Raw genomic sequence first — 21,731 nt, 5'->3', positions numbered from 1 at the left:
CCCATCCTCAACCCCGCGCCCTCCCCCCCCCTGCCCCAACGACTGGGCCCCCCCCCCGGGGGGGGCCCCACCTTTTTGTCGTCATCGACGAAAGTCCATGCAGGACGGACGAAAGTATGGACAGCCGCTGCGGAAGTAACTAGCGTTTCCTCACCGTTACATGGCGGTTACGAGCGGCGCGGCCGTCCCCGGGCCCGCGCGGCTCGCCTGGCAATTCCCCCACGTCAGGAAAGGGATGGACCCCCATGTCCGCAAGACATCGACGTATGCCCAGATATCGATCAAGCGCCGCGGTCGCCGTACTGACGGCCGGCCTGCTGGTCGCCGTCGCCTCCCCCGCACGCGCCCACGACATCGACCCCACCGACTACCAGCAGGTCACCCTCGCCAAGGGCGTCGACGAGGTCGGCGAGCCGATGGCCCTGGCCGTCCTGCCCGACCGGTCCGTGCTGCACACCGCCCGCAACGGCACGCTGCGGCGTACGGACGCCAACGGCACCACCACCGTCGTCGGCACGCTCGCCGTCTACAACCACGACGAGGAGGGGCTGCAGGGCGTCGGCGTCGACCCGGGCTTCAGCAGCAACCGCCAGATCTACCTGTACTACGCGCCGCCGCTGTCCACGCCCTCCGGCGACGCCCCGGCGACCGGCTCGAACTGGTCGGCCTGGCAGGGCGTCAACCGGCTGTCGCGGTACACCCTCAACGCCGACTTCACCCTCAACACCGCCAGCAAGGTGGACGTCCTCGACGTGCCCGCCGACCGCGGCCTGTGCTGCCACGTCGGCGGCGACATCGACTTCGACGCGGCCGGCAACCTCTACCTGTCCACCGGCGACGACTCCAACCCGTTCGACTCGGCCGGGTACGCGCCCATCGACGAGCGCACCGACCGCAACCCCGGGTACGACGCGCAGCGCAGCGCCGGCAACACCAACGACCTGCGCGGCAAGGTGCTGCGGATCAAGGTGAACGCGAACGGGTCGTACTCCGTCCCGAGCGGCAACCTCTTCGCCCCCGGTACGCCCAACACCCGTCCCGAGATCTACGCGATGGGTTTCCGCAACCCGTTCCGGATGAGCGTCGACAAGGCGACCGGCGTCGTCTACCTCGGTGACTACGGTCCCGACGCCGGCAGCACCGACCCGAACCGGGGTCCCGGCGGCCAGGTCGAGTTCAACCGGATCACCAGCCCCGGCAACTACGGGTGGCCGTACTGCACGGGCTCCAACACCAGCGCCGAGACGTACAACGAGTGGAACTTCGCCACCAACAGCACCGGCCCCAAGTACGACTGCGCGGGCGGACCCACGAACAACTCGTTCCGCAACACCGGCCAGACCAAGCTGCCCCCGGCCCGGCCGGCCTGGATCAAGTACGGCGGTGACAGCGGCACCCCGCCCGAGTTCGGCGGCGGCTCCGAGTCCCCGATGGCCGGCCCGGTCTACCGCTTCGACGCGAACCTGACCTCGCCCACGAAGTTCCCGGCCGACCTCGACGGCCACTTCTTCGCCGGCGAGCTGGGCCGCGGCTGGATCAAGCCCATCCACGTCGGCGCGGACGGCTCGGTCGGCGAGATCTCCTCGTTCCCGTGGAGCGGCAAGCAGGTCATGGACATGGCCTTCGGGCCGGACGGCGCCCTGTACGTCCTCGACTACGGCACCGGCTACTTCAACGGAGACGCCAACTCGGCGCTCTACCGCTTCGACTACCTGGCCGGCTCGAACCGGGCACCCACCGCGGTGGCGAGCGCGAACCGCACGTCCGGGCAGGCGCCGCTGAGCGTCACGTTCTCCTCGGCGGGCTCCTCGGATCCCGAGGGTTCGGCGCTGACATACCGCTGGGCGTTCGGCGACGGCAGCACCTCGACCGCGGCCAACCCGACGAAGACGTACACCACGAACGGGACGTACTCGGCGACGCTGACGGTCACCGATGGTGAGGGCCTGACGGGAACCGCGAGCGTACAGATCACGGTCGGCAACACCGCGCCGACCGTCCGGATCAACAGCCCCACCAACGGATCGCTCTTCGCGTACGGCGACACGATCCCGTTCTCGATCACCGTGACCGATCCCGAGGACACGTCGATCGACTGCGGACGGGTCAAGATGACGTACGTGCTGGGCCACGACAGCCACGGCCACCAGATCACCTCGCAGAACGGCTGCACCGGCTCGATCACGATCCCGGTCGACGGCGAGCACGACGCGGCGGCGAACATCTTCGCGGTCTTCGACGCCGAGTACACCGACGCGGGCGGGCTGACCACGCACACCCAGCACACCCTGCAGCCCCGGCATCGGCAGGCGGAGCACTACAAGACTTCCTCCGGCGTCGACCCGATCACCAAGACGCAGGCCGAGGGCGGCCGGACGGTCGGCAACATCAACAACGGCGACTGGATCGCGTTCGAGCCGTACCGGCTGGACAACGCCACGTCGTTCACCGCGCGGGTCTCCTCCGGCGGCGCGGGCGGGACGCTGCAGGTCCGTACGGGCTCGCCCACCGGCACGATCCTCGGCTCGGCCACGGTCCCGGTGACCGGCGGCTGGGAGACGTTCACCGACGTGACCGGCACGATCAGCGGCGCACCGGCCAGCGCCGGAACGGTCTACCTCACCTTCTCCGGCGGCACGGGCGCGCTCTTCGACGTGGACGCGTTCACCTTCAGCTCGGGCACCGTGCGCACCGGGCCCGTACGCGGCCTGGCGAACAAGTGCCTCGACGTGTCCGGCGGCGCCTCCGCCGACGGTACGAAGATCCAGCTCTACACCTGCAACAGCACCGCCGCGCAGAACTGGACCGTGACCCCGAACAGCACGTTCAAGGCGCTCGGCAAGTGCCTCGACGTCGCGGGCGGCGCCACGGCCAACGGTACGAAGGTCCAGCTCTACACCTGCAACAACAGTGCGGCGCAGGTCTGGTCGGCGCAGACCGACGGCACCGTCCGCAACCCGCAGTCGGGGCGCTGCCTCGACGTGTCCGACAACAGCTCCGCCGACGGCCAGCAGATCCACATCTGGGACTGCCTGGGCGCGGCCAACCAGAAGTGGGTGCTCCCATGATCGGCAAAGTGCTCGCCGCCCTGTTGATGCTGCCCGCGCCCGTTGCGGCCCTCGCCACCCCGGCAGCCGCGGCCGCCGACGACCCGTACGACGTGCTGGTGTTCTCCCGCACCGCGGGCTTCCGGCACGACTCGATTCCCGCCGGCACCACCGCCATCCGTGAGCTGGGAGCGGCCAACGGCTTCTCCGTCACGGCGACCGAGGACCCGGCGGTCTTCACCACGGCCGGGCTCGCGCCGTACGAGGCCGTGGTCTTCCTCAACACCACCGGCGACGTGCTGAACGCGGCGCAGCAGACCGCCTTCGAGGGCTACGTCCGCGGCGGCGGTGGCTACGTCGGCGTGCACGCCGCGGCCGACACCGAGTACGACTGGCCGTTCTACGGCAACCTCGTCGGCGCGTGGTTCGCCTCGCACCCGGCGATCCAGGCCGCGGACGTGGTCGTCGAGGATCGGGCGCACGCGGCCACCGCGCACCTTCCGCAGCGCTGGCACCGCACCGACGAGTGGTACAACTACCGCACCAACGCCCGCTCCACGGCGCACGTGCTGGCCTCGCTGGACGAGGGCTCGTACTCCGGCGGTAGCATGGGCGCCGACCACCCGCACGCCTGGTGCAAGACGCTCGACGGCGGCCGGTCGTTCTACACCGGCGGCGGCCACACGATCGAGTCGTACTCGGATCCGGCCTTCCGGGCCCACCTGCTCGGCGGCATCCGGTACGCGGCCCGTCAGGCGAACGCCGACTGCCGTCCCGAAACCGGCTACACCCCGCTCTACAACGGCTCCACGACCGGCTGGACCCAGGCCGGGCCCGGCTCCTTCACCAACGCGGACGCCACGCTGACGTCGACCGGCGGCATGGGTCTGCTCTGGTACAGCGCGAAGCAGTTCACCAACTACTCGCTCAAGCTGGACTGGAAGATGGCCGGCGACGACAACTCCGGTGTCTTCATCGGCTTCCCGCCGTCGAGCGACCCGTGGTCCGCCGTGGACAACGGGTACGAGGTGCAGATCGACGCCACGGACGCCGCCGACCGCACCACCGGCTCCGTGTACACGTTCAAGTCGGCCGACCTCGCCGCCCGCGACGCCGCGCTGAACCCGCCCGGCGAGTGGAACACCTACGAGCTGCTGGTCGAGGGGGAACACCTGCAGGTCTTCCTCAACGGCACGAAGATCAACGACTTCACCAACACCGACCCGGTGCGCTCGCTGGCCGGGCACATCGGCCTGCAGAACCACGGTGACGGCGACGATGTCTCGTTCCGCAACGTCAGGATCAAGGAGCTGGGCGGCACCACCCCGCCGCCCGGCCCGCGCACCGGCCCGGTGCGCGGCCTGGCGAACAAGTGCCTCGACGTGTCCGGCGCCGGCACCGCCGACGGTACGAAGATCCAGCTCTACACCTGCAACAGCACCGCCGCGCAGAACTGGACCGTGACCCCGAACAGCACGTTCAAGGCGCTCGGCAAGTGCCTCGACGTTGCGGGCGGCGCCACGGCCAACGGCACCAAGGTCCAGCTCTACACCTGCAACAACAGCGCGGCGCAGGTCTGGTCGGCACAAGCCGACGGCACCGTCCGCAACCCGCAGTCGGGGCGCTGCCTCGACGTGTCCAACAACAGCTCCGCCGACGGCCAGCAGATCCACATCTGGGACTGCCTGGGCGCGGCCAACCAGAAGTGGGTGCTCCCCTAGTTCTTGAGCACGCGGGTGGGCAGCGGCGTCTCGGTCACCGAGCCGTCCGCTGCCCGCTTCAGCTCGTACCCCAGCGGGCCCTCCCGCTCGGCGACCACCTCGGCGAGGCGGGTGCCGCGGTAGACCAGGCCCGCACCGTCGTCGGTCGCGTACCCGTCGGGCAGCGTGCCGTCGCCGATCAGCTTGTGCATCATCGGGCGGCGCTGCTCCTCGCCGTCGTAGTGCACACCGTTGCTGTACGGCAGCCAGCCCAGCCCATCGGTGAAAGCACGCAGCTCCGGGCCGTAGCTGTCGGTGCTGCCGCCGACGTGCCAGCAGATCGAGCCGGCCGAGACGCCGCCGAGGACCACGCCGGCCTGCCATGCCTCGTACAGGATCTCCTCCAGGCCGTGGGCCCGCCAGACCGCGCAGAGGTTCGCGACGCTGCCGCCGTTGACCCAGATGACGTCCTGCTCGAGCAGGTGGGCTCGGATGTCGTCGTGGTTCGGCATCGGGAACAGCTGCAGGTGCGAGGCGCGGTAGTTCGTCTTCGCGAACGCCGCGTAGGTAGCACCGATCCAGTTGTCCGGGTCGCCGACGGCCTGGTGCAGGAAGCAGAACCGGGCGTCGCCGCCGGCGTTCGCCAGCTCGGCCGCGAAGCGGTGGATCGGGCCGGGACGCATGTCGAAGATGCCGTACCGGCCGCGTTCGAAGCCGGCGCTGGTCGCGAGGATGGTGGGTTCGTCGGCGGTCATCGCGCCATCATGGCGCACGCGTCGGCGGTCTCCAGCACGAGGTCGGCGGCCATGTCGAGGGCGGTGCCGAGGTGGCCGGGGTCGCCGTCCAGGCAGGCGAACATCGCGTCGGCCCGCTCCTGGAAACGCTCGGGCGCGCCGGGGAGCGCCGCCGCCGAGGCCACCGCGCCCTTCTCGTTGATGAGCCAGCGCCCCGCCGCGCCGTGCAACGCGTGCGCGCACACCCCGATGAGCCGGAAGAGGCATCCGGCGACGTACGCGGCGTCCCCGCGGGACACGGCCTTGCGCGCGATCCCGGCGAGGAAGTCGGCCTCCCAGAGCCCCGCGATCAGCGCCTCGCGCAGCGCCGGCGGATAGACCCGTGCGCGCTGCTGCAGGGTCGCGAGCTCCCCGGTGGGATCGCCGAGGATCACGCTCAGCGCCACTTCCCCGGCGTACGTGAAGTCGGGAACGCCGAGCGGGTGACCCGCCTGGGCGTGGAAGGCGTACCGGCCGTGCTCGGCGTCCGCGATGGCCCGGGTGACCCGGCCGAGGTCCCGGTAGATCCAGTCCACGGGCGCGCCGTCGACGGTGAGCCAGCCGCCGCCGTCCACCCACGGCCCCCACTCGCCGGGCGCGGTGACCCGTGCCGCGGGGCCGGCGAACTCACGCGCCAGCGCGCCGAGCGCGGCGAGGTCGAGCGTCCCGCGGTAGTAGAGGCCGACGTCGGTGTCGGAGTCCGGGGCGTGCGTGCCACGGGCCCGGCTGCCGCTGAGCGTCACGGCAGCCACGCCGGGCACCTCCACCAGACGCGAGGCCATCTCCTGGAGCCGTGAGTCGCTGACCGCCACGCCTCTCATCCTTCCTCAGCCGGCTTGACCGCCTCGACGAGCACCCGACGGGATGACGAGCGGAACACGCCCTCCCGCAAGATCCGCTCGTGCACCGCACGCAGCTGCGGGCGGAACCGTTCGATGGAGAAGCCCGGCACCGTCCACACGACCTTGCGAAGGAAGTACGCCACCGCGGCGACGTCGAAGAACTCGACCGGCAACCGCTCGGCGCGCAGCTCCACGAGGTCCAGTCCGGCGGCGGCCACCACCTCCTCGAAGTGCTGCGGTTCGGGCGGTGGCAGCGGCCCGAGCATGGCCTCGGACAGTTCCCGGTTGGTGCCCGCGCCGATCTGCTGGGAGAGGAACGTCCCGCCGGGCCGCAGCACCCGCGCCACCTCGTCCCACGGCGTCCGTACGGGATGCCTGCTGACCACCAGGTCGAAGACCGCGTCCCGGAACGGCAGCGAGTCCCCGGCCTCGACCACGGATGCGCCGAGCGGGCGCAGGTTGCGGGCCGCGACCGCCACGTTGGGCCGCCAAGCCTCCACCGCGACCAGCACCGCCGGGGGCTTCGGCACCGTGGCCAGCACCTCACCGCCGCCGGTCTGCAGGTCGAGAGCGGCGCCCGCCCCGGCCATCCGCTCGCCGATCAGCCGGGCGTAACCCCAGCTCGGGCGGGCCTCGGTGGCCCGGCCGGCGAACCAGGAGAAGTCCCAGCCCTCGACCGGTACGGCCGCGGCCTCGGCGAGCAGGTCCTCGAAGGTGTCCACGGACCGTGAGTCTGCGCGGTCGGTGGCCGCCGGGGCGAGCGGATTACTCCTCGTCCTCGCACGGCATCGTGAGGTCCAGGGCGTCCAGGTCGTCGGAGCTCAGCAAGCCCAGGTGCTGGTCCAGCAGTTCCTCCTCCTCGGGTTTCGTCTCGTCGCTGCACACCGCGCTGCGCGCCAGCGGTGCGCATTCGCTCTGATCGCCGCCGCACGAACCGTCCGGGTGAGTGCCGCCGCCCGACCGGCGGTTGCCGAAGGCGATGACCCGGTGCTGCGGCTCACGCGCGACGGTGGAGTCGAGCAGCCGCCGCGCGGTCTCCTTGCTCCCCGTGTACGTCACCTCGTAGTGCAGCACCCGTTCGCCGGGCACACCCCGCGTCTGGACCCGCTTGCTGCCGGGGGGCAGGGACGGATCGCGGACCAGCATCGTGCGGAACGGGATCGTCTGCGTCTCCGACACCCGCGCCCTACGCACGACGGGTACGGGCACCGCCCCGGTGGCGGCGAGGCGGGCGGGCTCGCGGACCGTTCCGGCCACGGTGGACGTACGGCGCGGCGCGCGGGTCCCCGTACGGTCGGCCACGCCGGGAGCGGACCGGTCCTCGGTGATGGCCGGGATCTCCACCTCCGCCGCAGCTCGTCCGAGAAGGGGCGCGCTGGAAGCCGCCGGAGACGGCGACGGCGGCGCCTCGGCGGGCGGGGCGGCATCGAGGGGCGCGACCGCGACGGCCTCCTGACCGACCGCGCGTACGGCGTCAGCCCGCTCATTGCCGGTCAGCGCGACCAACCCACCGGCAGTGCCGCCCACGAGCGTGAGCACCCCGAGTCCGGCCGCTGTCATCCGGACGCCGAACGGCAGACGCGCCCAGAAAGACTTTCGCGGCATTTCGAGTAGATGCTGCCAGGAATCACTAGATGTCTGGTTTAGCACCAGAGCATTGTGCGGCCGGGAGCGCGCCAGGCCAGCGTCACTGCCGCACCCGAAAGGATGACCGTGGCCGGACCGACGGGTATGCGACACCGCCCGACCCGCTGCGCCGGCCTCACCGGCCCCACGGCGAAACCTCTCCACAATGCTGCGACACGCCCACGACATCTGGAGGCATGGTGCGCAGATCGATCAGCATCCTCGCGGCGGCCGTGGTGGCCGTCGCCGGCTCGCTCGCATCCGCCGGTCCCGCCTCGGCGGCCACCCCCTCGCTGCGGTTCCACGGCGCCCAGTACGACTCCCCGGGCTCCGACACCCGCAGCAACGCCAGCCTCAACGCGGAATGGATCTCCCTCGTGAACAGCGGCACCCGGTCCGTCAACCTCAGCGGCTACACGATCCGCGACAAGGCCAACCACATCTACAAGTTCGGCAGCGTGACGATCGCGGCCAACGGCGGGCGGCTCTGGCTGCACACCGGCAAGGGCACGAACAGCACCCAGTCCCGGTACTGGGGCAGCGGCAACTACATCTGGAACAACACCGGGGACACGGCGTACCTGCGCAACGCCTCGGGCACGCAGCTCGACACGTGCTCGTGGGGGCAGAAGTCCGGCCGTACCTGGGTCGGCTGCTGAACTGACACGGGCCCGCCCGGGGAGCACCTCCCCGGGCGGGCCCGTCGGTCTTCGGGCGATCAGGCGGTGACCGGCGTGCGCAGCGGCGCCAGGGCCGTGCTCCAGGCCACCAGCTGGTCCAGCATCGTGGTGAGCGCGCCGGCCTGGTGGGCGCCCGGCGTGAACTGGCTGTAGTTCACGAAGTCGGTGGCCAGCGACAGCGTCACCGCCGCGCGGACGTCGGCCATCATGAGCTCGCCCGCGATCAGCCGCAGGGACTCGATGGCCCGCGCGCCGCCGACCGAGCCGTACCCGACGAAGCCCACGGCCTTGTTGTTCCACTCCGCGAACAGGAAGTCGATCGCGTTCTTCAGCGCGCCCGAGGTCGCGTGGTTGTACTCCGGCGTGACCATCACGAAGCCGTCGAACTCGGCGATCTTGGCGGCCCACTGCTGGGTGTGCGGCTGCGTGTACTGCGCCATGGACGGCGGGATGGCCTCGTCGAGGTGCGGCAGCTTGTAGTCGAGAAGGTCGATGAGCTCGAATTCGGCGTCGGTGCGCTGGGACGCCTGCTCGAGCACCCACTTGGCCACGGCTTCGCCGTTACGGCCCGGGCGGGTGCTGCCGAGAATGATGCCGATCTTGGGCATGGTCGCGAGCTCCGGTCTGTGTCGAGGTTCATTGCTTCGTCAAGCAAATACCTGTCGTCGGCCGGGTGTCAAGGCCGTACGATCAAAGTCATGTCCGCCACACCCGCGCCCCCACCGCTGAGCAGCGAGGAGGAAGCGGTGATGCGCGCACTGGGCCGGCTGATGCTGGTGCTCCCGCGCCTGCTCGACGCGGACCTCGAGCGCGAGCAGCGCATGTCGCTGAGCGAATACCAGGTGCTCCGCCACCTGTCCGAGTCGCGGCGCGGCATCATGCGGATGAGCGAGCTCGCCGCGGCGTGCGACATGTCGCTGAGCGGCATGACCCGGCTCGCCGGCAAGCTCGAGTCGCAGGGCCACCTCAAGCGCATCCCCTGCGAGAGCGACGGCCGCGGGTCCAACGCCGTGCTCACCGACGCCGGCCTGAACCGGCTGCGCGAGGCCTGGCCGGACCACCTCGCGAGCGTGCGCCGGCACATCTTCGACCACCTCGGCGACCTGGACCTGCCTACCGTCGCCCGCGCCCTCACCGCGATGACCGGCCACGAGGACTGCCCGGCCGCCCCCGCCGGCTGCGCCGGCTGATCCCCGCACCACCCCGCCTCACCCGTCAGCCGGCTTGACGCATTCCGTTATGGGTATACGATTGCGGCATGGCACGAGCGGCGACCACCACCGACGCGTTCAACGCCGTCGCCGAACCCCGGCGGCGGCAGATCCTCGACCTCCTGCGGGCCCGTGAGCGGCCGGTCAACGAGCTCGTCGAGCTGCTCGGCCTCGCCCAGCCCCAGGTCTCCAAGCACCTGCGCGTGCTGCGCGAGGTCGACCTGGTGCACGTCCGCGACGAGGGGCGGCAACGGATGTACCGGCTCAACCCCGGGCCGCTGCAGCCCATCCACGACTGGCTGCGGGCGTACGAGCAGCTGTGGAACGAGCGGTTCGACCTGATGGACGACGTACTGGACGACCTTGGGAAGGCGGAGACAGACGATGGCGACGACGACTAAGGGCTCGGCGAAGGTGACCCTGCCGGCCGACAACCAGATCCTCATCACCCGGGAGTTCAACGCCCCGGCGCGCGCGGTGTGGAAGGCGTACACCACGCCCGAGCTGATCCGGCGCTGGTGGGCCGGGCAGCGCGGCACGGTGACCAGCGTCGACGTGGACCTGCGGGTCGGCGGCCGGTGGCGCTACGTGATGACCGCGAACCCCGGCTTCGAGGTCGCCTTCCACGGCGAGTACCGGGAGATCCAGGAACCGGTACGCCTCGTGAACACCGAGGCCTTCGAGGGCATCCCGGACCCCGACGGCAACGCCGCGCTGGTCACGATGACCCTGACCGAGAAGGACGGGCGTACGGCCATGGAGATGCTGGTCGAGCACCACGACCAGGCGGGCCGCGACGCGCACGTCAACTCCGGTATGGAGGGCGGCATGCAGGAGGCCATGGACGCGCTCGAGGAGCTGGCAGCCTCGCTCACCTGAGCCTTTGCGATGATCAACGGGTGAGAGCAGACCGCGCCGCCCGGATCGCCTCGGAGGTGTTCGCCCCGGCGGTCCTGGTGGCGGTCCTCATGCTGGTCGTCGGGTGGCACGCCGGGGACGCGCCGGGGGTGTCGCGCTGGTGGGGCCTGCCCGGCGCCCTGTTCGCGGCGGGCATCCCCCTGGCGTACGTGCTCCGCGGCGTCCGTCAGGGCAGGCTGACCAGCCACCACATCCCCGAACGCGAGCACCGCCTCGTCCCGCTCCTGATCGGCATCGCCTCGGTGGCCGCGGGCCTGGTCGCGCTGATCGTCCTCGGCGCGCCGCGCGACGTCGTCGCCCTGCTGGCGGCGGGCGGCGCGGGCCTCGTCGTCTTCACGGCGGTCACGCACTGGTGGAAGATGTCCATCCACGCCGGCGTGGCCGCGGGCACAGCCGCGACGCTGACCGCGGTGTACGGCCCGGCCGCGCTGCTCAGCGTGCCGTTCGTGCTGCTGGCCTGCTGGGCCCGCGTACGCCTCTCCGCACACACGATCGCCCAGGTGGTGGCCGGCGCCGCCGTCGGCGCGGCGATCGCAGGAACGGTCTTCCCCGCCCTGCGGCAGTGACCTTTAGGGTGAGGCGCCCCGGCACACCACGTTCTACTGTGGCCGCCATGGTGAGACGGTTTCGCAGCGTCGCGTCCGGACTGATCCTCTGCCTCCTCGTCGTGCTCGCGCCGCTGCCGGCAGCCGCCGCGCCGACCTACTCCGTGAAACTGTCCATCTCGGCGACGGCAAAGCTGTCCGGCCGATTCCTGTACGTCTGGGACCGCGCGACCTGGACGTACCGCGTGGTCCAGGGCGACGCGGACAGCACCACCGGCACGGTCAGCCTGCCGCCCGGCGACTACTTCGCCGTGGCCCGGTACGGCTACTTCCGCCAGCGCAACTACCTGCTCGTCAAGACGTTCAAGGTGACCAACGCCGGGCTGACGGTGACCTTCGACGAGAAGGCCGCCAAGGAGACGCGCATCGTCCCCGACGACACCACCGCCACCCGGTTCACCTCCGCGGTGTGGCTCACCACGCCCGGCGGCGTCGCCGGCTTCGCCAGCGGCGGGCCCGCGAAGACCTACGTCACCCCGTTCAGCGTCGCGGGCGTCTCGCTCCGCATCCACGACATCCTCACCACACCGAAGTCGTACCGCTACGACCTGTACCACTCGTTCGCCACGACCGTGCCGGCCACGCCGACGGTGTCCGTGACCCGCGCGAAGCTTGCGAAGACGGCGACCACCCTGGGTGCACAGGGCCCCGGCACGGCGGGCGCCCTCGGCTCCGCGGTCAAGGGTGGCTGGAGCGGCTCCTACGTGGAGTCCAAGGTGCTGCTGCCCGGCACGGTCACCGAATACGTCACCCCCGGCGTGGCCCTCCAGCGCCGGTTGACGTACGGCTCGGCGGAGAGCTACCTGACGCTGCCCGACCGCACCCTGACCGCCGGCACCCACCCCGGAACGACGGTCGGCACCGGGCCGTTCGGGCCGGCCCCCGGAACGTCGGCCCGGGTGGGCGGCGAGCTCCGCATGAACGAGCCGATCTCGTACGCCGATGCGGCCGGCAACCCGGGCACCGACGGCCGGGCCCGCGAGACCCACACGCTCACCTCGGACGGCGACACCCACCACTTCGACCAGACGGTCACCCGCCGGGTCCCGTGGTCCCACCTGTCCACGAAGGTCCGCAGCGAGTGGACGTTCACCGCGCCCGCGGACGGTCCGGTGCCCCTGATCGACGCGGGCTTCACCGTCACCGGCCTCACCTCGAGCAACCGGACGGCCTCCACCCGGATCACCGCCCACGCGGCAACCCGGGGCGGCGGCAGCGCCACGGTGACGGCCCTCGAATACTCGACGGACGACGGCGCCACGTGGACCGACGTACCCGCCGACGCGTTCGGCGTCACCGCTGCGTACGTCTCCCTGCGCGTCACCGCCACGAACGACCAGGGTGGGCGGCTTCGCCGTACCGTCATCCGCGCCTTCGGCGGCCCGGCCGCCGCCGGCGACGAGAGCGCGGGCACCACGAAGCTCTCGAACGTCGCGGTCAACGGCGGCAAGGCCCTCGCCTTCGGCACCTCGGGAACGGCCACGTTCACGGCGACCTTCACGGCCACCGACCCGGCCGGCATCAGCGGGGGCGACGCCTACCTGTACCACGGCAGCTACGACACCCCCGACGGCGTCGCGCTCGCCGACGGACCCGCCGACTGCGCCAGGACCAGCGACACGACCTCCCGCTGCACGGCCCGCTACACGATGAACGTCAAACTCGACGCGCCCGCCAACGCCCTCGCCGGTACCTGGAAACTCGCCGCCTGGGCCGACGCCACCGACGGCACCGGGTACACCGACCGGCACGCCGCGGGCTCGGTCGCCGTGAAGCGCACCACCAAACTCACCGCGGACGCGACCCCGGAGCCGGTCAAGAAGGGCAAGACCATCACCATCACGGGCGCCCTCACCCGGGCCGACTGGGGGACGTGGACCTTCCGGGCGTACACCGGGCGGTCGGTCGTGCTCCAGTACCTGAAGGCGGGAACGAGCACGTGGAAGACGGTGAAGACCGCCACGACCGACTCCACCGGCAAACTCAAGACGACGGTGAAGGCCTCAGCGGACGGCTCGTTCCGCTGGACGTACGCCACCGACACCACATCGGCAGCAGCAACCAGCGCCGGCGACTACGTCGACGTGAAGTAAATTCACCCTATATGTCCGTAACGCTCCTGCCTTTGGATCGTTCTTCCGAGGAGGCGTCACCTTCGCTCCAGGCATCGAGGAACAGGATCACCACGTGACTGATCGGCCGCTGACCCGCGACTGGTTCAAGAGCTCCCGCTCCGGGGCGTCCAGCCACTGCGTCGAAGTGGCGGTGTCCGGGCCGCAGATCCTCATCCGCGACTCCAAGAACCCCGGCGGCGGGGTCCTGTCCTTCCCGTCCGAGTCATGGCGGCAATTCGTGGCTCACGTCAAGCGCGATGCCTTCAGCGGCCCCGGCGGTCCCGCCGCAGCCGGCTGACGCCGACGGCGATACCGGCGCAGGCGACCGGGACACCGACGGCGACGACATGCCGCCATCGGCTGCTCCGCCGCTCCGCTTCCGCTAACGGCGACGGTGGCGGTGGCGGTGGCGGTGGCGAGTACGCGGCAGCGCAGGCGGCGGAGACCACCTCGATGAACCGCTGACGACGAGGGCGTACGCGGGTGCCGATCCACGTGGGTCCGTACTGCTTCCACCAGTCGCGGGCCACGCCGTAGCGGAACATCCCCGACGCGAGGCCGAACAATTCTTCGTCGTCCACCTCGCCGATCTCCCACATCGCCAGCCAGTAGTTCATGAGCAGGTTGAGGTACGCGATCTGCCGTCCGACCGGCGAATCGGCGAGGTCACGGTCAAGTGCACGGAGCAGATGCGGGTCCTCGAGCCCCAGCTTGATGAGCTCGAAGTGCTGCTGCCGCTCGATCATCATGGCTTCCTGGCGGATCTGCCGCTGCTGATAGACCAGCGAGGCGCCGACACCGCACAGAGCAGCGGCCGACAGCAGCGACGACGCCCCGCCATAGGCGTCGCCGATGTCCGCCATGCGGTCCCATGGCAGCCGGCTGCCCGACAGGTGGAGCATCACGAGAGGGAAACCGAGCACCACGAGGGTCGCACCGACAAGGACGGCGACGAAGAGCATCCCTCTGATGGTGCTGGCACGCGGAAAACGAGAACGTCGATACACGGCGCAGGCCTCCCCATGGGCTCCAAGTGATTGATGGACATCACTTTCCACCCAGGGTTGCAGGCCGGACTTGAGTTCAACCGGGGATGAGGTTCTAGGTTGCGTCGGTGAGCGCGATCCTGCGGCGGCCGTACGCCCTGACCACCATCGGAGCCTGGAGTCTCGTCTTCCTGGCCGCCTTCGAGTCGCTGGCGGTGACGACGATCATGCCGGACGTGACGGCCGACCTGAACGGGCGCGGCCTCTACGCGCTCGCCTTCTCGGCGGCCCTCGCGGCCGGCGTGGTCGGCATGGTCACCTTCGGCGCCTGGGCGGACCGGCGCGGCCCCGCCGTACCGTTGCTCAGCGCGATCCTGACCTTCGGCGCGGGCCTGGCCCTCGCCGGCACGGCCACCTCGATGCCGCTGTTCGTGGCAGGACGTTTCCTGCAGGGCCTCGGCGGCGGAGGCCAGACCGTGGCGCTGTACGTCCTCATCGCGCTGGTCTACCCGTCCGAGCTGCACATCAAGATCTTCGGCGCGTTCGCGACCGCCTGGGTCCTGCCCTCGCTCATCGGCCCCTCGCTGGCCGGCCTCACCGCGGAGGCGCTGAGCTGGCACTGGGTCTTCCTCGGCGTCCTCATCCTGGTCGCCGTGGCCACGACCCTGGTGCTGCCGGCGCTGCGCGGCCGCGACCGTACGCCCGCAGACCGCATCCCCGCCTCGGCAGCCGACGTCCGCCGCGCCGGGCAGGCCACGATCGTCGCGCTCGGCGTCACCGTGCTCAGCTCCCTCGCCGAGATCGGCGCCGGCCTGGCCTGGGCCATCGCACCGGCCACCCTCGCCGTCGTGGTGGTCGCGCTGCGCAACCTCGTACCGGACGGCACGTACCGGATCGCCCGCGGCCTCCCGGCGGCGGTGGCCCTCTGCGCGGTCGCCGGCGGCGTCTTCTTCGGCACGGAGGTCTACCTGCCGCTCCTCCTCCACGACCGCTACGGCGTCCCCACCTGGCTGTCCGGCATCACCCTGACCGCGGGCGCGGTCGCCTGGGCGATCGCCTCCGCCGTCCAATCGCGCCTCGGCGACCGGCTCACCCCGGACACCCCCATCCGCGCCGGCACCACCCTGCTCGCGGCGGGCGCGGCGACGGAACTGGCAACGGCAGCGCTCCACCTCCACCCGGCAGCCGCGGCGGCCGGGTGGTTCCTCGCGGGCGGGGGGATGGGCACGCTCTACCCGCGGATCAGCGCCCTGGTCCTGGCCTGGTCACGGCCGGGTGAGGAAGGCTTCAACACGGCCGCCAAGAGCATCACCGACGCGGTGGGCGGAAGTGCGTCGCTCGCGGCGGCGGGGGCGCTGTTCACGGTCATACCGTTCGTGGCACCGTTCGCCTTCACGACGGCGCTGGGGGTTCTCGCCATCGTGGTCGGCGTCCGCACCTCAGCGCCGTCCCGGTCAGGGGACCGGATCGTCACCACGTCATGAAGCCGGCTCCCGGCCGGGACGCAGCGTCACCGCCACGACGTCCCCTTCGCCGATACCCTCGGCCTGCCGGACGGCGTCCTTGAGCGGGACCAGGTAGCGGCCGTCACGGGGGAAGAGCGCGGTCCGGAACTCCGTGTCGCCGATGACGACCCGCACGGGAACCTGACCCCAGTAGATGAGGGACCGGGCCGCTTCCTTGAGCTCGGCGCTGTCGGCCGCGGACATGGCCACGAAGTAGTACGGCGCCGGCCCACGCCACTCGATGATCTCCGCATCGAACGCCCACTCCACGGAAAGGTATTCAACCAGCCGGGCGTCGATTACTCGCCCACACCAGGCGGCATCCGCCACCGCATGGCCCGGAACAACCCTCCACGCTTGTTCTCCCTGACGGACTCCTCGATCTCCCAGTAGGGCCTGACTTCGTTGTCGGCCCACTTACGCAGGGTTGATCCCAAGCTGGTCTCGTTCAGGTCGAAGCTGCAGATGACGGTGAACACCCGAGGCCGCCCGGCATCAGCCTTCAAGAAGTCCTCGTACGTGGCCCCGAGCTTGTGGTCCCCCTCCACCCACGGCAGAAGAATCTCCTTGTCCTTGCCGAGCGGGGGAATCCGCACCGGGTTGAGCCAGTTCTCGTACCGGTCCGACTCGGCGACGACAACATTGAGTGCCGGACCGTTGCCGACGTTACGCAAGAACCAGCCCTTATGGGGCTCATAGACGAACACGAGCACCGGCATGCGGGCCCGGCGGTCCGATCCGGACGCCACCCGATAGTTCAAAACAAACGACAGCACCGAGGCCACCAGAGCAGCGGAGGCCACGTACGTCGGCAACATCTGGGCTCCATCTGTCGACTGATCGTGTGTCCTCCATGGTCACGGAGGACACCGATGCACGCCCGCGCCACTGAAGAGCGGATCCAGATGGGGCACGATCGGGCCGATAGGCGGATGCCGACGTCACGGCAATCCCCGCCACCGGAGTCAGACGTTGAAGCGGAACTCCACCACGTCGCCGTCCTTCATGATGTAGTCCTTGCCTTCCATGCGGACCTTGCCCGCCGCCTTGGCCGCCGCCATCGAGCCGGCCGCCATCAGGTCCTCGAAGCTCACGATCTCGGCCTTGATGAAGCCGCGCTGGAAGTCCGAGTGGATCACGCCCGCCGCTTCCGGGGCCGTCGCGCCGACCGGGATGACCCAGGCTCGGGCTTCCTTGGGGCCGGCCGTCAGGTACGTCTGCAGCCCCAGCGTGCTGAAGCCGACGCGGATGAGCTGGTTGAGGCCCGGTTCGGTCTGGCCGGTGGATTCGAGCAGCTCCATCGCCTCGTCCTCGGGGAGGTCGATCAGCTCGGACTCGATCTTCGCGTCCATGAAGATGGCCTCGGCCGGGGCGACGAGGGCGCGCATCTCGTCCAGGAACGCCGCGTTGCCCAGCTCGGCCTCGTCGACGTTGAAGACGTACAGGAAGGGCTTGATCGTCAGGAGGTGCAGCTCGGCGAGCTGGTCCAGGTCGATGCCTGCCGCCTTGGCGCCCGCGTACAGGGTGGTGCCGTCGTTGAGCAGCTTGAACGCCGCCTCGGCCGCGGCGACCGCCGGGGCGCGGTCCTTCTTGAGCTTGGCTTCCTTCTGCAGGCGGGGCAGGGCCTTCTCCACCGTCTGCAGGTCCGCGAGGATGAGCTCGGTGTTGATCGTCTCGATGTCGTCGGCCGGGGAGACCTTGCCGTCGACGTGCAGGACGTTCGGGTCGGAGAAGGCGCGGACGACCTGGCAGATGGCCGAGGCGTCGCGGATGTTCGCGAGGAACGCGTTGCCGCGGCCCTGGCCCTTCGACGCGCCGCGGACCAGGCCGGCGATGTCGACGAACGAGACGGGCGCCGGGATGGTCTTCTCGCTGCCGAACATCTCGGCGAGCCGGGTCAGCCGCTCGTCAGGCAGCCCGACGACGCCGACATTGGGCTCGATCGTCGCGAACGGGTAGTTCGCGGCGAGCACGTCGTTCTTGGTCAGGGCGTTGAAGAGGGTGCTCTTGCCGACGTTGGGCAGGCCGACGATCCCGATGGAGAGGCTCACGACAGACCAGTCTACGGGCCTGGCCGCCGGCTCCGAGCGGGGTGCACGTACGCCTTGAGCCCCAGGTGCGCGAAGGCCGCCACGGGATCGTCGATGACCGGCAGGCCGGCGAGGAACCGCTTCCACACGTCAAGGTCCGCCCGCCACGCCGCCAGGTAGCGCACGCAGAACGCGGGGTCGATGATCCGGCAGCGTCCGCGGGCCACCCGCAGCGCCTGGGCCATCCGGTGCCGCCGTTCGTTCGGCGGTGTCGCGGCGAGGCGTTCGAGGATGTCGTCGATCATGAGGATCCGGTCGTCGAGGAACGCCCGCCAGTAGGCCTCGTCAGCCGCCTCGGCGGGACGATCCTGCTCGGAAAGCGCAAACAGGCCCTCCGCGAGGCAGTCGCCGAACTCCTCCGACCGGGCCCGCTCCGGCGACAGATATGGGTCGTACTCGCGCTGGCTGACCTTGCCGCAGACCGCCACCCGCTCCACGGCACGTCGGCCTACGAGGAAGAACCAGTCCTCGTTGTAGACCGCGGGGAAGAAAGGGGTCCGCTGGTTGACTCGCACGGCCATTGCACCGCCCCCGACGAAGGTGTCCTGCAGCATGCCGACCTCCCGGCGCGTGTGACAGACCACGGAGTTGTCCGGGAAGCCGACATTCTCCAACGCTGCAACGTTGTGCCGGCTCAGCATCCCGCCGGCGGCGCGAATGGCGTCCGCACTCAGATCGGTGATGTCATCGTCGAGGAAGGCGAGCCGCCGCCAACGCAGCATGCGCGCAACCGCCAGGCTCAGGTTCCGCTTCAAGCTCACATCGTTGAGCCGGGTGAGACCTCGCATCGGGGCCACGAGCACGTCGCAACGGAACTTCGGCAGTTGGGTCGCACCCGCCACGTCCACCACCACGACGGTGACTTCGAATGCCCGGGCTTCGCGAAGAACACGTTCGACCAACGACCATTGGCTGCAGAGCGCTACCAAGGGGCGGCCCAACTCCTCCGCCAGCCGGAGCGAATCACGCATCGTTGCCGCGTCGCGGTTCGTGGGCACTGCGATGGCCGATACATCCGCCGGTTGGACAATGCCGGGCTGCACGAGCAGACCGCGATGGGAGGGGCGGTGACGGACGCGTGCCGCCGGTCCGGCTGACCCTTCGAGATGATCGAGAAAATCGATCATATGGCAGTCGAACATTCATGCACCGACGGATACGACTGACCGGCGCAGTCGTCGGAGTGTCCGGATTCCTCGAAGAAGATCGACGAACGGGCGAATGGCAGATCAACGGCTGTTTCTTGACGTCTCACGTGCCCTCCAGCCCGTCGGATACGGCGAATCCCAGGGACTATCGCGATCCTGATCTCGGATGAGCGCGGGCAGACCGTCGACGCCGTCGTCTCCGTTACCGTCGACCGCTCCCACAGCGCGGTCGTATTCCGTCTGCGAAACGCATCCACCGGCAAGACTTCACCGGCCACTCATCCAAGCGCCATACTAGCCGGATGAAAGCATGGAGCATACCCTTCATGTGACAGCGCTCCCGCGGAGTGAATCCGCCGGCTGAAAGATCATCCAGAGCACCCGCGCCATAGCTGATCCACACGATGAGCACAAGCAGAAGTCACCAACGGCAACGGGGTGAAGTGAAGGTATCCCGATGCGCATGGAGTGGTTTCATGATTCGAGATGATGTCGTTCGTGATCACCGGCATTGAGCTATTCCGCGCCGGCGCGGCGGACGTCGACGCCCTGGCCAAAGTGTTCGAGGGCGAAGAAGGATACTTCGCTCACTTCCTGGCCGGCTCGCACACCGGCACCGAGCTTGTGGTCGCCCGGCGCGGTGAAGAGGTCCTCTGCACCGCCACCTTGGGACCGGTCGGCAGCGACGAGACTGAACTGCGCTCCCGGTTCCCGCCTGCCACCGCACGGCTCCTCACACACCTGCAGGTGCCGGAGGCATTGCGTCACCAAGGCATCGGCACCTGGGTGATGAACGCGATCGAGAACCGTCTTCGCCGGCAACGCTTCACCACGATTGTGCTTGGCGTGGGACTGGACAATGAGGGCGCCGAGCGGCTGTACCGCCGGATCGGCTACCGACGCTGGCGTGACGAGCCACTGGACACCACGAAAGTCGAATATGACGGCGGCGGCACGGTGGGATCGGCGGAGCCCGACCGATGCCGGGTGCTCATGAAACAGCTCATCCCCCCGCCGCACCGCAGGCTCGTGATCAGACGAAACCCGGAAGTATCACTCCGGTCCGGACGCAGCAACAATGATCATGCTTCGAGCGGCCACTCGTGCAGGACGGTGCCCTCGACGGTCCAGTCCGGAGTGATGACCTTGCCGTTCACGATGGTGACGCGGGCCAGAATGCTGTACGTGTCCCCCGCCGAGTACCGCGCCTGGATGTACGTACGGTTGCGGTCCCGGAAGCGCGGGTCGGTCAGAGTACGCACCGCCGCGTACGTCCCGCGGCCGTAGTTCCCGTTGCAGATGGTGACCGTCCTCTTGCGGTTGAAGGGGTTGGGCCCGCGGCAGAACTGCGCCACGTCCTCGGTGAGCCGCTGGTTCGGCCGCGCACCCTCCAGCGTCGAGGGGAAGCTGAGGGTCGCGCCGCTCTCGTCGGTGACCCGGAAACACCCGACGTCCGAATCGCCGCCCTCGCGCCTGTCCTGACTCACCGGGAGACTCAACTCCTGCATCACCAGACGTGTCATGGGGTTGTAGTCGACGCCACCCAGAAGGACGAGATGGTTGGTGATGTCGTCCTGGGTCAGCACGTCGGCGAGCACGCGGCTGACCCGTACGCCGGGGTTGGCCGCGTATACGTGACCGTAGAGCTCCATCAGCGCATCCAGATCACTGTACGAATACAGCTCGACGTAGTCCGGGCTGCCGGAGTCCGTGTACACGGCGCTGGCCCGAGCGCTCTTCGGCAGGCGGGCGCAGACGAGCGTGATCGGGGCTCGGTCCTCGAAGTGCCACATGCCCTCCCACGGCGATCGGGTCACCCGGGTCTCGCGTCCGGCGGGCGGGCCGTTGCGTGCGGGGCGCAACGACGTCAGCTCGCTGAGGAGTTCGGCGTAGCGGCGGCGTTCGTGCTCGTCGAACTCCCCGACGGACAGCAGCCGCGGGTGCCCGTCTCGCATGGAGCGGGCCGACGCAAAGAACCGGGCGTACGTCTCCAGGCGTTCGTCGGGCGGCACGGCGTTGCCCTTCTCCCAGGAGGAGACCAGGGGCCCACTGACGCCGAGGGCCATCGCGAGCGCCTTCTGGGCGACTTTTCGCTCGCCGAATTCTTCCGTGCGCAGCCTGCGCAGCCGCGCGCCCATCGCGTCCGCAACCATTGGATTCAGCCCTTCAGTTGCGTTCACTTTAGTAGCTGAACTATTGATCGAGCGCCGTCCCGCAGATACCGCTGATTGCGACCCTTTGCTGAGGCGGACCTACTCAATCATGTGCATAGCGCTCACCGAAGCGCGGAATGCGTATTGCTTCAGTTCAGCGCTGAAGTTTAGCGTCGAAGCAGAGCGTTGCTGAATCGCCATCAGCCGGCCGGAGGTCCCATGATCCGAAAGCGACGACCCGGCGGCTTGCAGCGGGCACCACCAGCGGCACGCGCGGCTGTGATCAGGCGAGGCCCGCGACGATGCGAGGCATGCGAGGCGACCGAGCCAACG

21 protein-coding genes and 1 pseudogene are annotated in these 21,731 nt (G+C 69.8%); 11 read left to right on the top strand and 11 right to left on the bottom strand.

Annotation, left to right across the window (positions count from 1 at the left end; all coding sequences use genetic code 11):
* Positions 1 to 245: 245 nt before the first annotated feature.
* Positions 246 to 3,068 carry a PQQ-dependent sugar dehydrogenase gene (locus IT780_RS07405; protein WP_199510632.1) on the top strand — a complete coding sequence of 941 codons (2,823 nt, stop codon included), beginning with the start codon at positions 246 to 248 and terminating at the stop codon, positions 3,066 to 3,068.
* Positions 3,065 to 4,768, top strand: a complete 1,704-nt coding sequence (locus IT780_RS07400; protein ID WP_199510631.1) for a ThuA domain-containing protein — start codon at positions 3,065 to 3,067, stop codon at positions 4,766 to 4,768. Before IT780_RS07405 ends, IT780_RS07400 begins: the two co-directional genes overlap by 4 nt.
* Here IT780_RS07400 and IT780_RS07395 read toward each other — a convergent pair.
* Genes IT780_RS07395 through IT780_RS07380 form a run of 4 tightly spaced genes read right to left on the bottom strand, consistent with a single transcriptional unit; the run spans position 4,765 to position 7,922 of the window.
* On the bottom strand, positions 4,765 to 5,502 hold the full coding sequence (locus IT780_RS07395; protein ID WP_199510630.1) for a Type 1 glutamine amidotransferase-like domain-containing protein: 738 nt from the start codon (positions 5,500 to 5,502) through the stop codon (positions 4,765 to 4,767). The two genes, IT780_RS07400 and IT780_RS07395, sit on opposite strands and share 4 nt — an antisense overlap.
* On the bottom strand, positions 5,499 to 6,341 hold the full coding sequence (locus IT780_RS07390; RefSeq protein ID WP_199510629.1) for a nucleotidyltransferase domain-containing protein: 843 nt from the start codon (positions 6,339 to 6,341) through the stop codon (positions 5,499 to 5,501). Before IT780_RS07390 ends, IT780_RS07395 begins: the two co-directional genes overlap by 4 nt.
* Complete coding sequence (locus tag IT780_RS07385; protein ID WP_199510628.1) at positions 6,338 to 7,084, bottom strand: class I SAM-dependent methyltransferase; 747 nt, start codon at positions 7,082 to 7,084, stop codon at positions 6,338 to 6,340. The genes IT780_RS07390 and IT780_RS07385 overlap by 4 nt, the downstream gene beginning before the upstream one ends.
* A 43-nt stretch (positions 7,085 to 7,127) precedes the next feature.
* Positions 7,128 to 7,922: a G5 domain-containing protein gene (locus IT780_RS07380; RefSeq protein WP_233412285.1), complete on the bottom strand. Its 795-nt coding sequence runs from the start codon at positions 7,920 to 7,922 to the stop codon at positions 7,128 to 7,130.
* A gap of 263 nt (positions 7,923 to 8,185) precedes the next feature.
* On the opposite strand from IT780_RS07380, the gene IT780_RS07375 reads away from it, so the two are divergent.
* Entirely contained in the window at positions 8,186 to 8,647 is a 462-nt protein-coding gene (locus tag IT780_RS07375; protein WP_233412284.1) for a lamin tail domain-containing protein, read from the top strand.
* Positions 8,648 to 8,706: 59 nt separating this feature from the next.
* Here the strand turns inward: IT780_RS07375 and IT780_RS07370 are convergent, their stop codons facing one another.
* A complete protein-coding gene (locus tag IT780_RS07370; RefSeq protein WP_199510625.1) occupies positions 8,707 to 9,276 on the bottom strand; it encodes an NADPH-dependent FMN reductase in 570 nt (189 codons plus the stop codon).
* Positions 9,277 to 9,366: 90 nt separating this feature from the next.
* Here IT780_RS07370 and IT780_RS07365 point away from each other — a divergent pair, with 90 nt between their 5' ends.
* The 6 genes from IT780_RS07365 (at position 9,367) to IT780_RS07340 (ending at position 13,814) form a co-directional block, all read left to right on the top strand.
* On the top strand, positions 9,367 to 9,858 hold the full coding sequence (locus IT780_RS07365; RefSeq protein WP_199510624.1) for a MarR family winged helix-turn-helix transcriptional regulator: 492 nt from the start codon (positions 9,367 to 9,369) through the stop codon (positions 9,856 to 9,858).
* Positions 9,859 to 9,926: 68 nt separating this feature from the next.
* The gene (locus IT780_RS07360; RefSeq protein WP_199510623.1) at positions 9,927 to 10,280 is read left to right on the top strand and encodes an ArsR/SmtB family transcription factor; all 354 of its coding nucleotides are present in this window, start codon (positions 9,927 to 9,929) and stop codon (positions 10,278 to 10,280) included.
* Entirely contained in the window at positions 10,264 to 10,758 is a 495-nt protein-coding gene (locus IT780_RS07355) for an SRPBCC family protein (protein WP_199510622.1), read from the top strand. The genes IT780_RS07360 and IT780_RS07355 overlap by 17 nt, the downstream gene beginning before the upstream one ends.
* Before the next feature lie 20 nt (positions 10,759 to 10,778).
* Positions 10,779 to 11,363, top strand: a complete 585-nt coding sequence (locus IT780_RS07350) for a phosphoesterase PA-phosphatase (RefSeq protein ID WP_199510621.1) — start codon at positions 10,779 to 10,781, stop codon at positions 11,361 to 11,363.
* Between the two features lie 47 nt (positions 11,364 to 11,410).
* Positions 11,411 to 13,495 (top strand): hypothetical protein, encoded by a 2,085-nt coding sequence (locus IT780_RS07345; RefSeq protein ID WP_199510620.1) that lies wholly within the window; start codon positions 11,411 to 11,413, stop codon positions 13,493 to 13,495.
* 94 nt (positions 13,496 to 13,589) lie between these two features.
* On the top strand, positions 13,590 to 13,814 hold the full coding sequence (locus IT780_RS07340; RefSeq protein ID WP_307831079.1) for a DUF397 domain-containing protein: 225 nt from the start codon (positions 13,590 to 13,592) through the stop codon (positions 13,812 to 13,814).
* On the opposite strand, the gene IT780_RS41675 is transcribed toward IT780_RS07340, so the two are convergent.
* Positions 13,780 to 14,478, bottom strand: coding sequence for a DUF6082 family protein (locus IT780_RS41675; RefSeq protein ID WP_233412283.1), 699 nt, complete (start codon positions 14,476 to 14,478; stop codon positions 13,780 to 13,782). The genes IT780_RS07340 and IT780_RS41675 overlap by 35 nt on opposite strands.
* A 152-nt stretch (positions 14,479 to 14,630) precedes the next feature.
* Here IT780_RS41675 and IT780_RS07330 point away from each other — a divergent pair, with 152 nt between their 5' ends.
* Positions 14,631 to 15,986 carry an MFS transporter gene (locus tag IT780_RS07330; protein WP_199510619.1) on the top strand — a complete coding sequence of 452 codons (1,356 nt, stop codon included), beginning with the start codon at positions 14,631 to 14,633 and terminating at the stop codon, positions 15,984 to 15,986.
* Here IT780_RS07330 and IT780_RS07325 read toward each other — a convergent pair.
* From IT780_RS07325 to IT780_RS07310, 4 genes are all read right to left on the bottom strand, one after another.
* Positions 15,981 to 16,277, bottom strand: a complete 297-nt coding sequence (locus IT780_RS07325) for a DUF1905 domain-containing protein (RefSeq protein WP_199510618.1) — start codon at positions 16,275 to 16,277, stop codon at positions 15,981 to 15,983. The genes IT780_RS07330 and IT780_RS07325 overlap by 6 nt on opposite strands.
* A gap of 29 nt (positions 16,278 to 16,306) precedes the next feature.
* Positions 16,307 to 16,825: a hypothetical protein gene (locus IT780_RS07320; protein ID WP_199510617.1), complete on the bottom strand. Its 519-nt coding sequence runs from the start codon at positions 16,823 to 16,825 to the stop codon at positions 16,307 to 16,309.
* Positions 16,826 to 16,972: 147 nt separating this feature from the next.
* Positions 16,973 to 18,058 carry a redox-regulated ATPase YchF gene (gene ychF, locus IT780_RS07315; protein WP_199510616.1) on the bottom strand — a complete coding sequence of 362 codons (1,086 nt, stop codon included), beginning with the start codon at positions 18,056 to 18,058 and terminating at the stop codon, positions 16,973 to 16,975.
* Between the two features lie 11 nt (positions 18,059 to 18,069).
* On the bottom strand, positions 18,070 to 19,239 hold the full coding sequence (locus IT780_RS07310; protein WP_233412282.1) for a hypothetical protein: 1,170 nt from the start codon (positions 19,237 to 19,239) through the stop codon (positions 18,070 to 18,072).
* Between the two features lie 492 nt (positions 19,240 to 19,731).
* Between IT780_RS07310 and IT780_RS43410 the strand changes: the two are divergent.
* Positions 19,732 to 20,091 (top strand): annotated as a pseudogene (locus tag IT780_RS43410) (GNAT family N-acetyltransferase); the annotation flags it as partial.
* Between the two features lie 236 nt (positions 20,092 to 20,327).
* Here IT780_RS43410 and IT780_RS07300 read toward each other — a convergent pair.
* Positions 20,328 to 21,398, bottom strand: a complete 1,071-nt coding sequence (locus tag IT780_RS07300; RefSeq protein WP_199510614.1) for a helix-turn-helix domain-containing protein — start codon at positions 21,396 to 21,398, stop codon at positions 20,328 to 20,330.
* Positions 21,399 to 21,731 lie beyond the last annotated feature (333 nt).

The organism is Nucisporomicrobium flavum (genome assembly GCF_016464385.1).
Lineage (GTDB): Bacteria > Actinomycetota > Actinomycetes > Mycobacteriales > Micromonosporaceae > Actinoplanes > Actinoplanes flavus_A.
This window is presented reverse-complemented; position numbering and strand designations above follow the sequence as displayed.

What these genes read in the sequence shown, in the direction of transcription:
- IT780_RS07405 (WP_199510632.1), top strand. Translation starts at nt 246, where the DNA reads ATGTCCGCAAGACATCGACGTATGCCCAGATATCGATCAAGCGCCGCG.
- IT780_RS07400 (WP_199510631.1), top strand. Translation starts at nt 3,065, where the DNA reads ATGATCGGCAAAGTGCTCGCCGCCCTGTTGATGCTGCCCGCGCCCGTT.
- IT780_RS07395 (WP_199510630.1), bottom strand. Translation starts at nt 5,502, where the DNA reads ATGACCGCCGACGAACCCACCATCCTCGCGACCAGCGCCGGCTTCGAA.
- IT780_RS07390 (WP_199510629.1), bottom strand. Translation starts at nt 6,341, where the DNA reads ATGAGAGGCGTGGCGGTCAGCGACTCACGGCTCCAGGAGATGGCCTCG.
- IT780_RS07380 (WP_233412285.1), bottom strand. Translation starts at nt 7,922, where the DNA reads ATGACAGCGGCCGGACTCGGGGTGCTCACGCTCGTGGGCGGCACTGCC.
- IT780_RS07375 (WP_233412284.1), top strand. Translation starts at nt 8,186, where the DNA reads ATGGTGCGCAGATCGATCAGCATCCTCGCGGCGGCCGTGGTGGCCGTC.
- IT780_RS07370 (WP_199510625.1), bottom strand. Translation starts at nt 9,276, where the DNA reads ATGCCCAAGATCGGCATCATTCTCGGCAGCACCCGCCCGGGCCGTAAC.
- IT780_RS07365 (WP_199510624.1), top strand. Translation starts at nt 9,367, where the DNA reads ATGTCCGCCACACCCGCGCCCCCACCGCTGAGCAGCGAGGAGGAAGCG.
- IT780_RS07360 (WP_199510623.1), top strand. Translation starts at nt 9,927, where the DNA reads ATGGCACGAGCGGCGACCACCACCGACGCGTTCAACGCCGTCGCCGAA.
- IT780_RS07355 (WP_199510622.1), top strand. Translation starts at nt 10,264, where the DNA reads ATGGCGACGACGACTAAGGGCTCGGCGAAGGTGACCCTGCCGGCCGAC.
- IT780_RS07345 (WP_199510620.1), top strand. Translation starts at nt 11,411, where the DNA reads ATGGTGAGACGGTTTCGCAGCGTCGCGTCCGGACTGATCCTCTGCCTC.
- IT780_RS41675 (WP_233412283.1), bottom strand. Translation starts at nt 14,478, where the DNA reads ATGCTCTTCGTCGCCGTCCTTGTCGGTGCGACCCTCGTGGTGCTCGGT.
- IT780_RS07320 (WP_199510617.1), bottom strand. Translation starts at nt 16,825, where the DNA reads ATGTTGCCGACGTACGTGGCCTCCGCTGCTCTGGTGGCCTCGGTGCTG.
- IT780_RS07310 (WP_233412282.1), bottom strand. Translation starts at nt 19,239, where the DNA reads ATGTTCGACTGCCATATGATCGATTTTCTCGATCATCTCGAAGGGTCA.
- IT780_RS07300 (WP_199510614.1), bottom strand. Translation starts at nt 21,398, where the DNA reads ATGGTTGCGGACGCGATGGGCGCGCGGCTGCGCAGGCTGCGCACGGAA.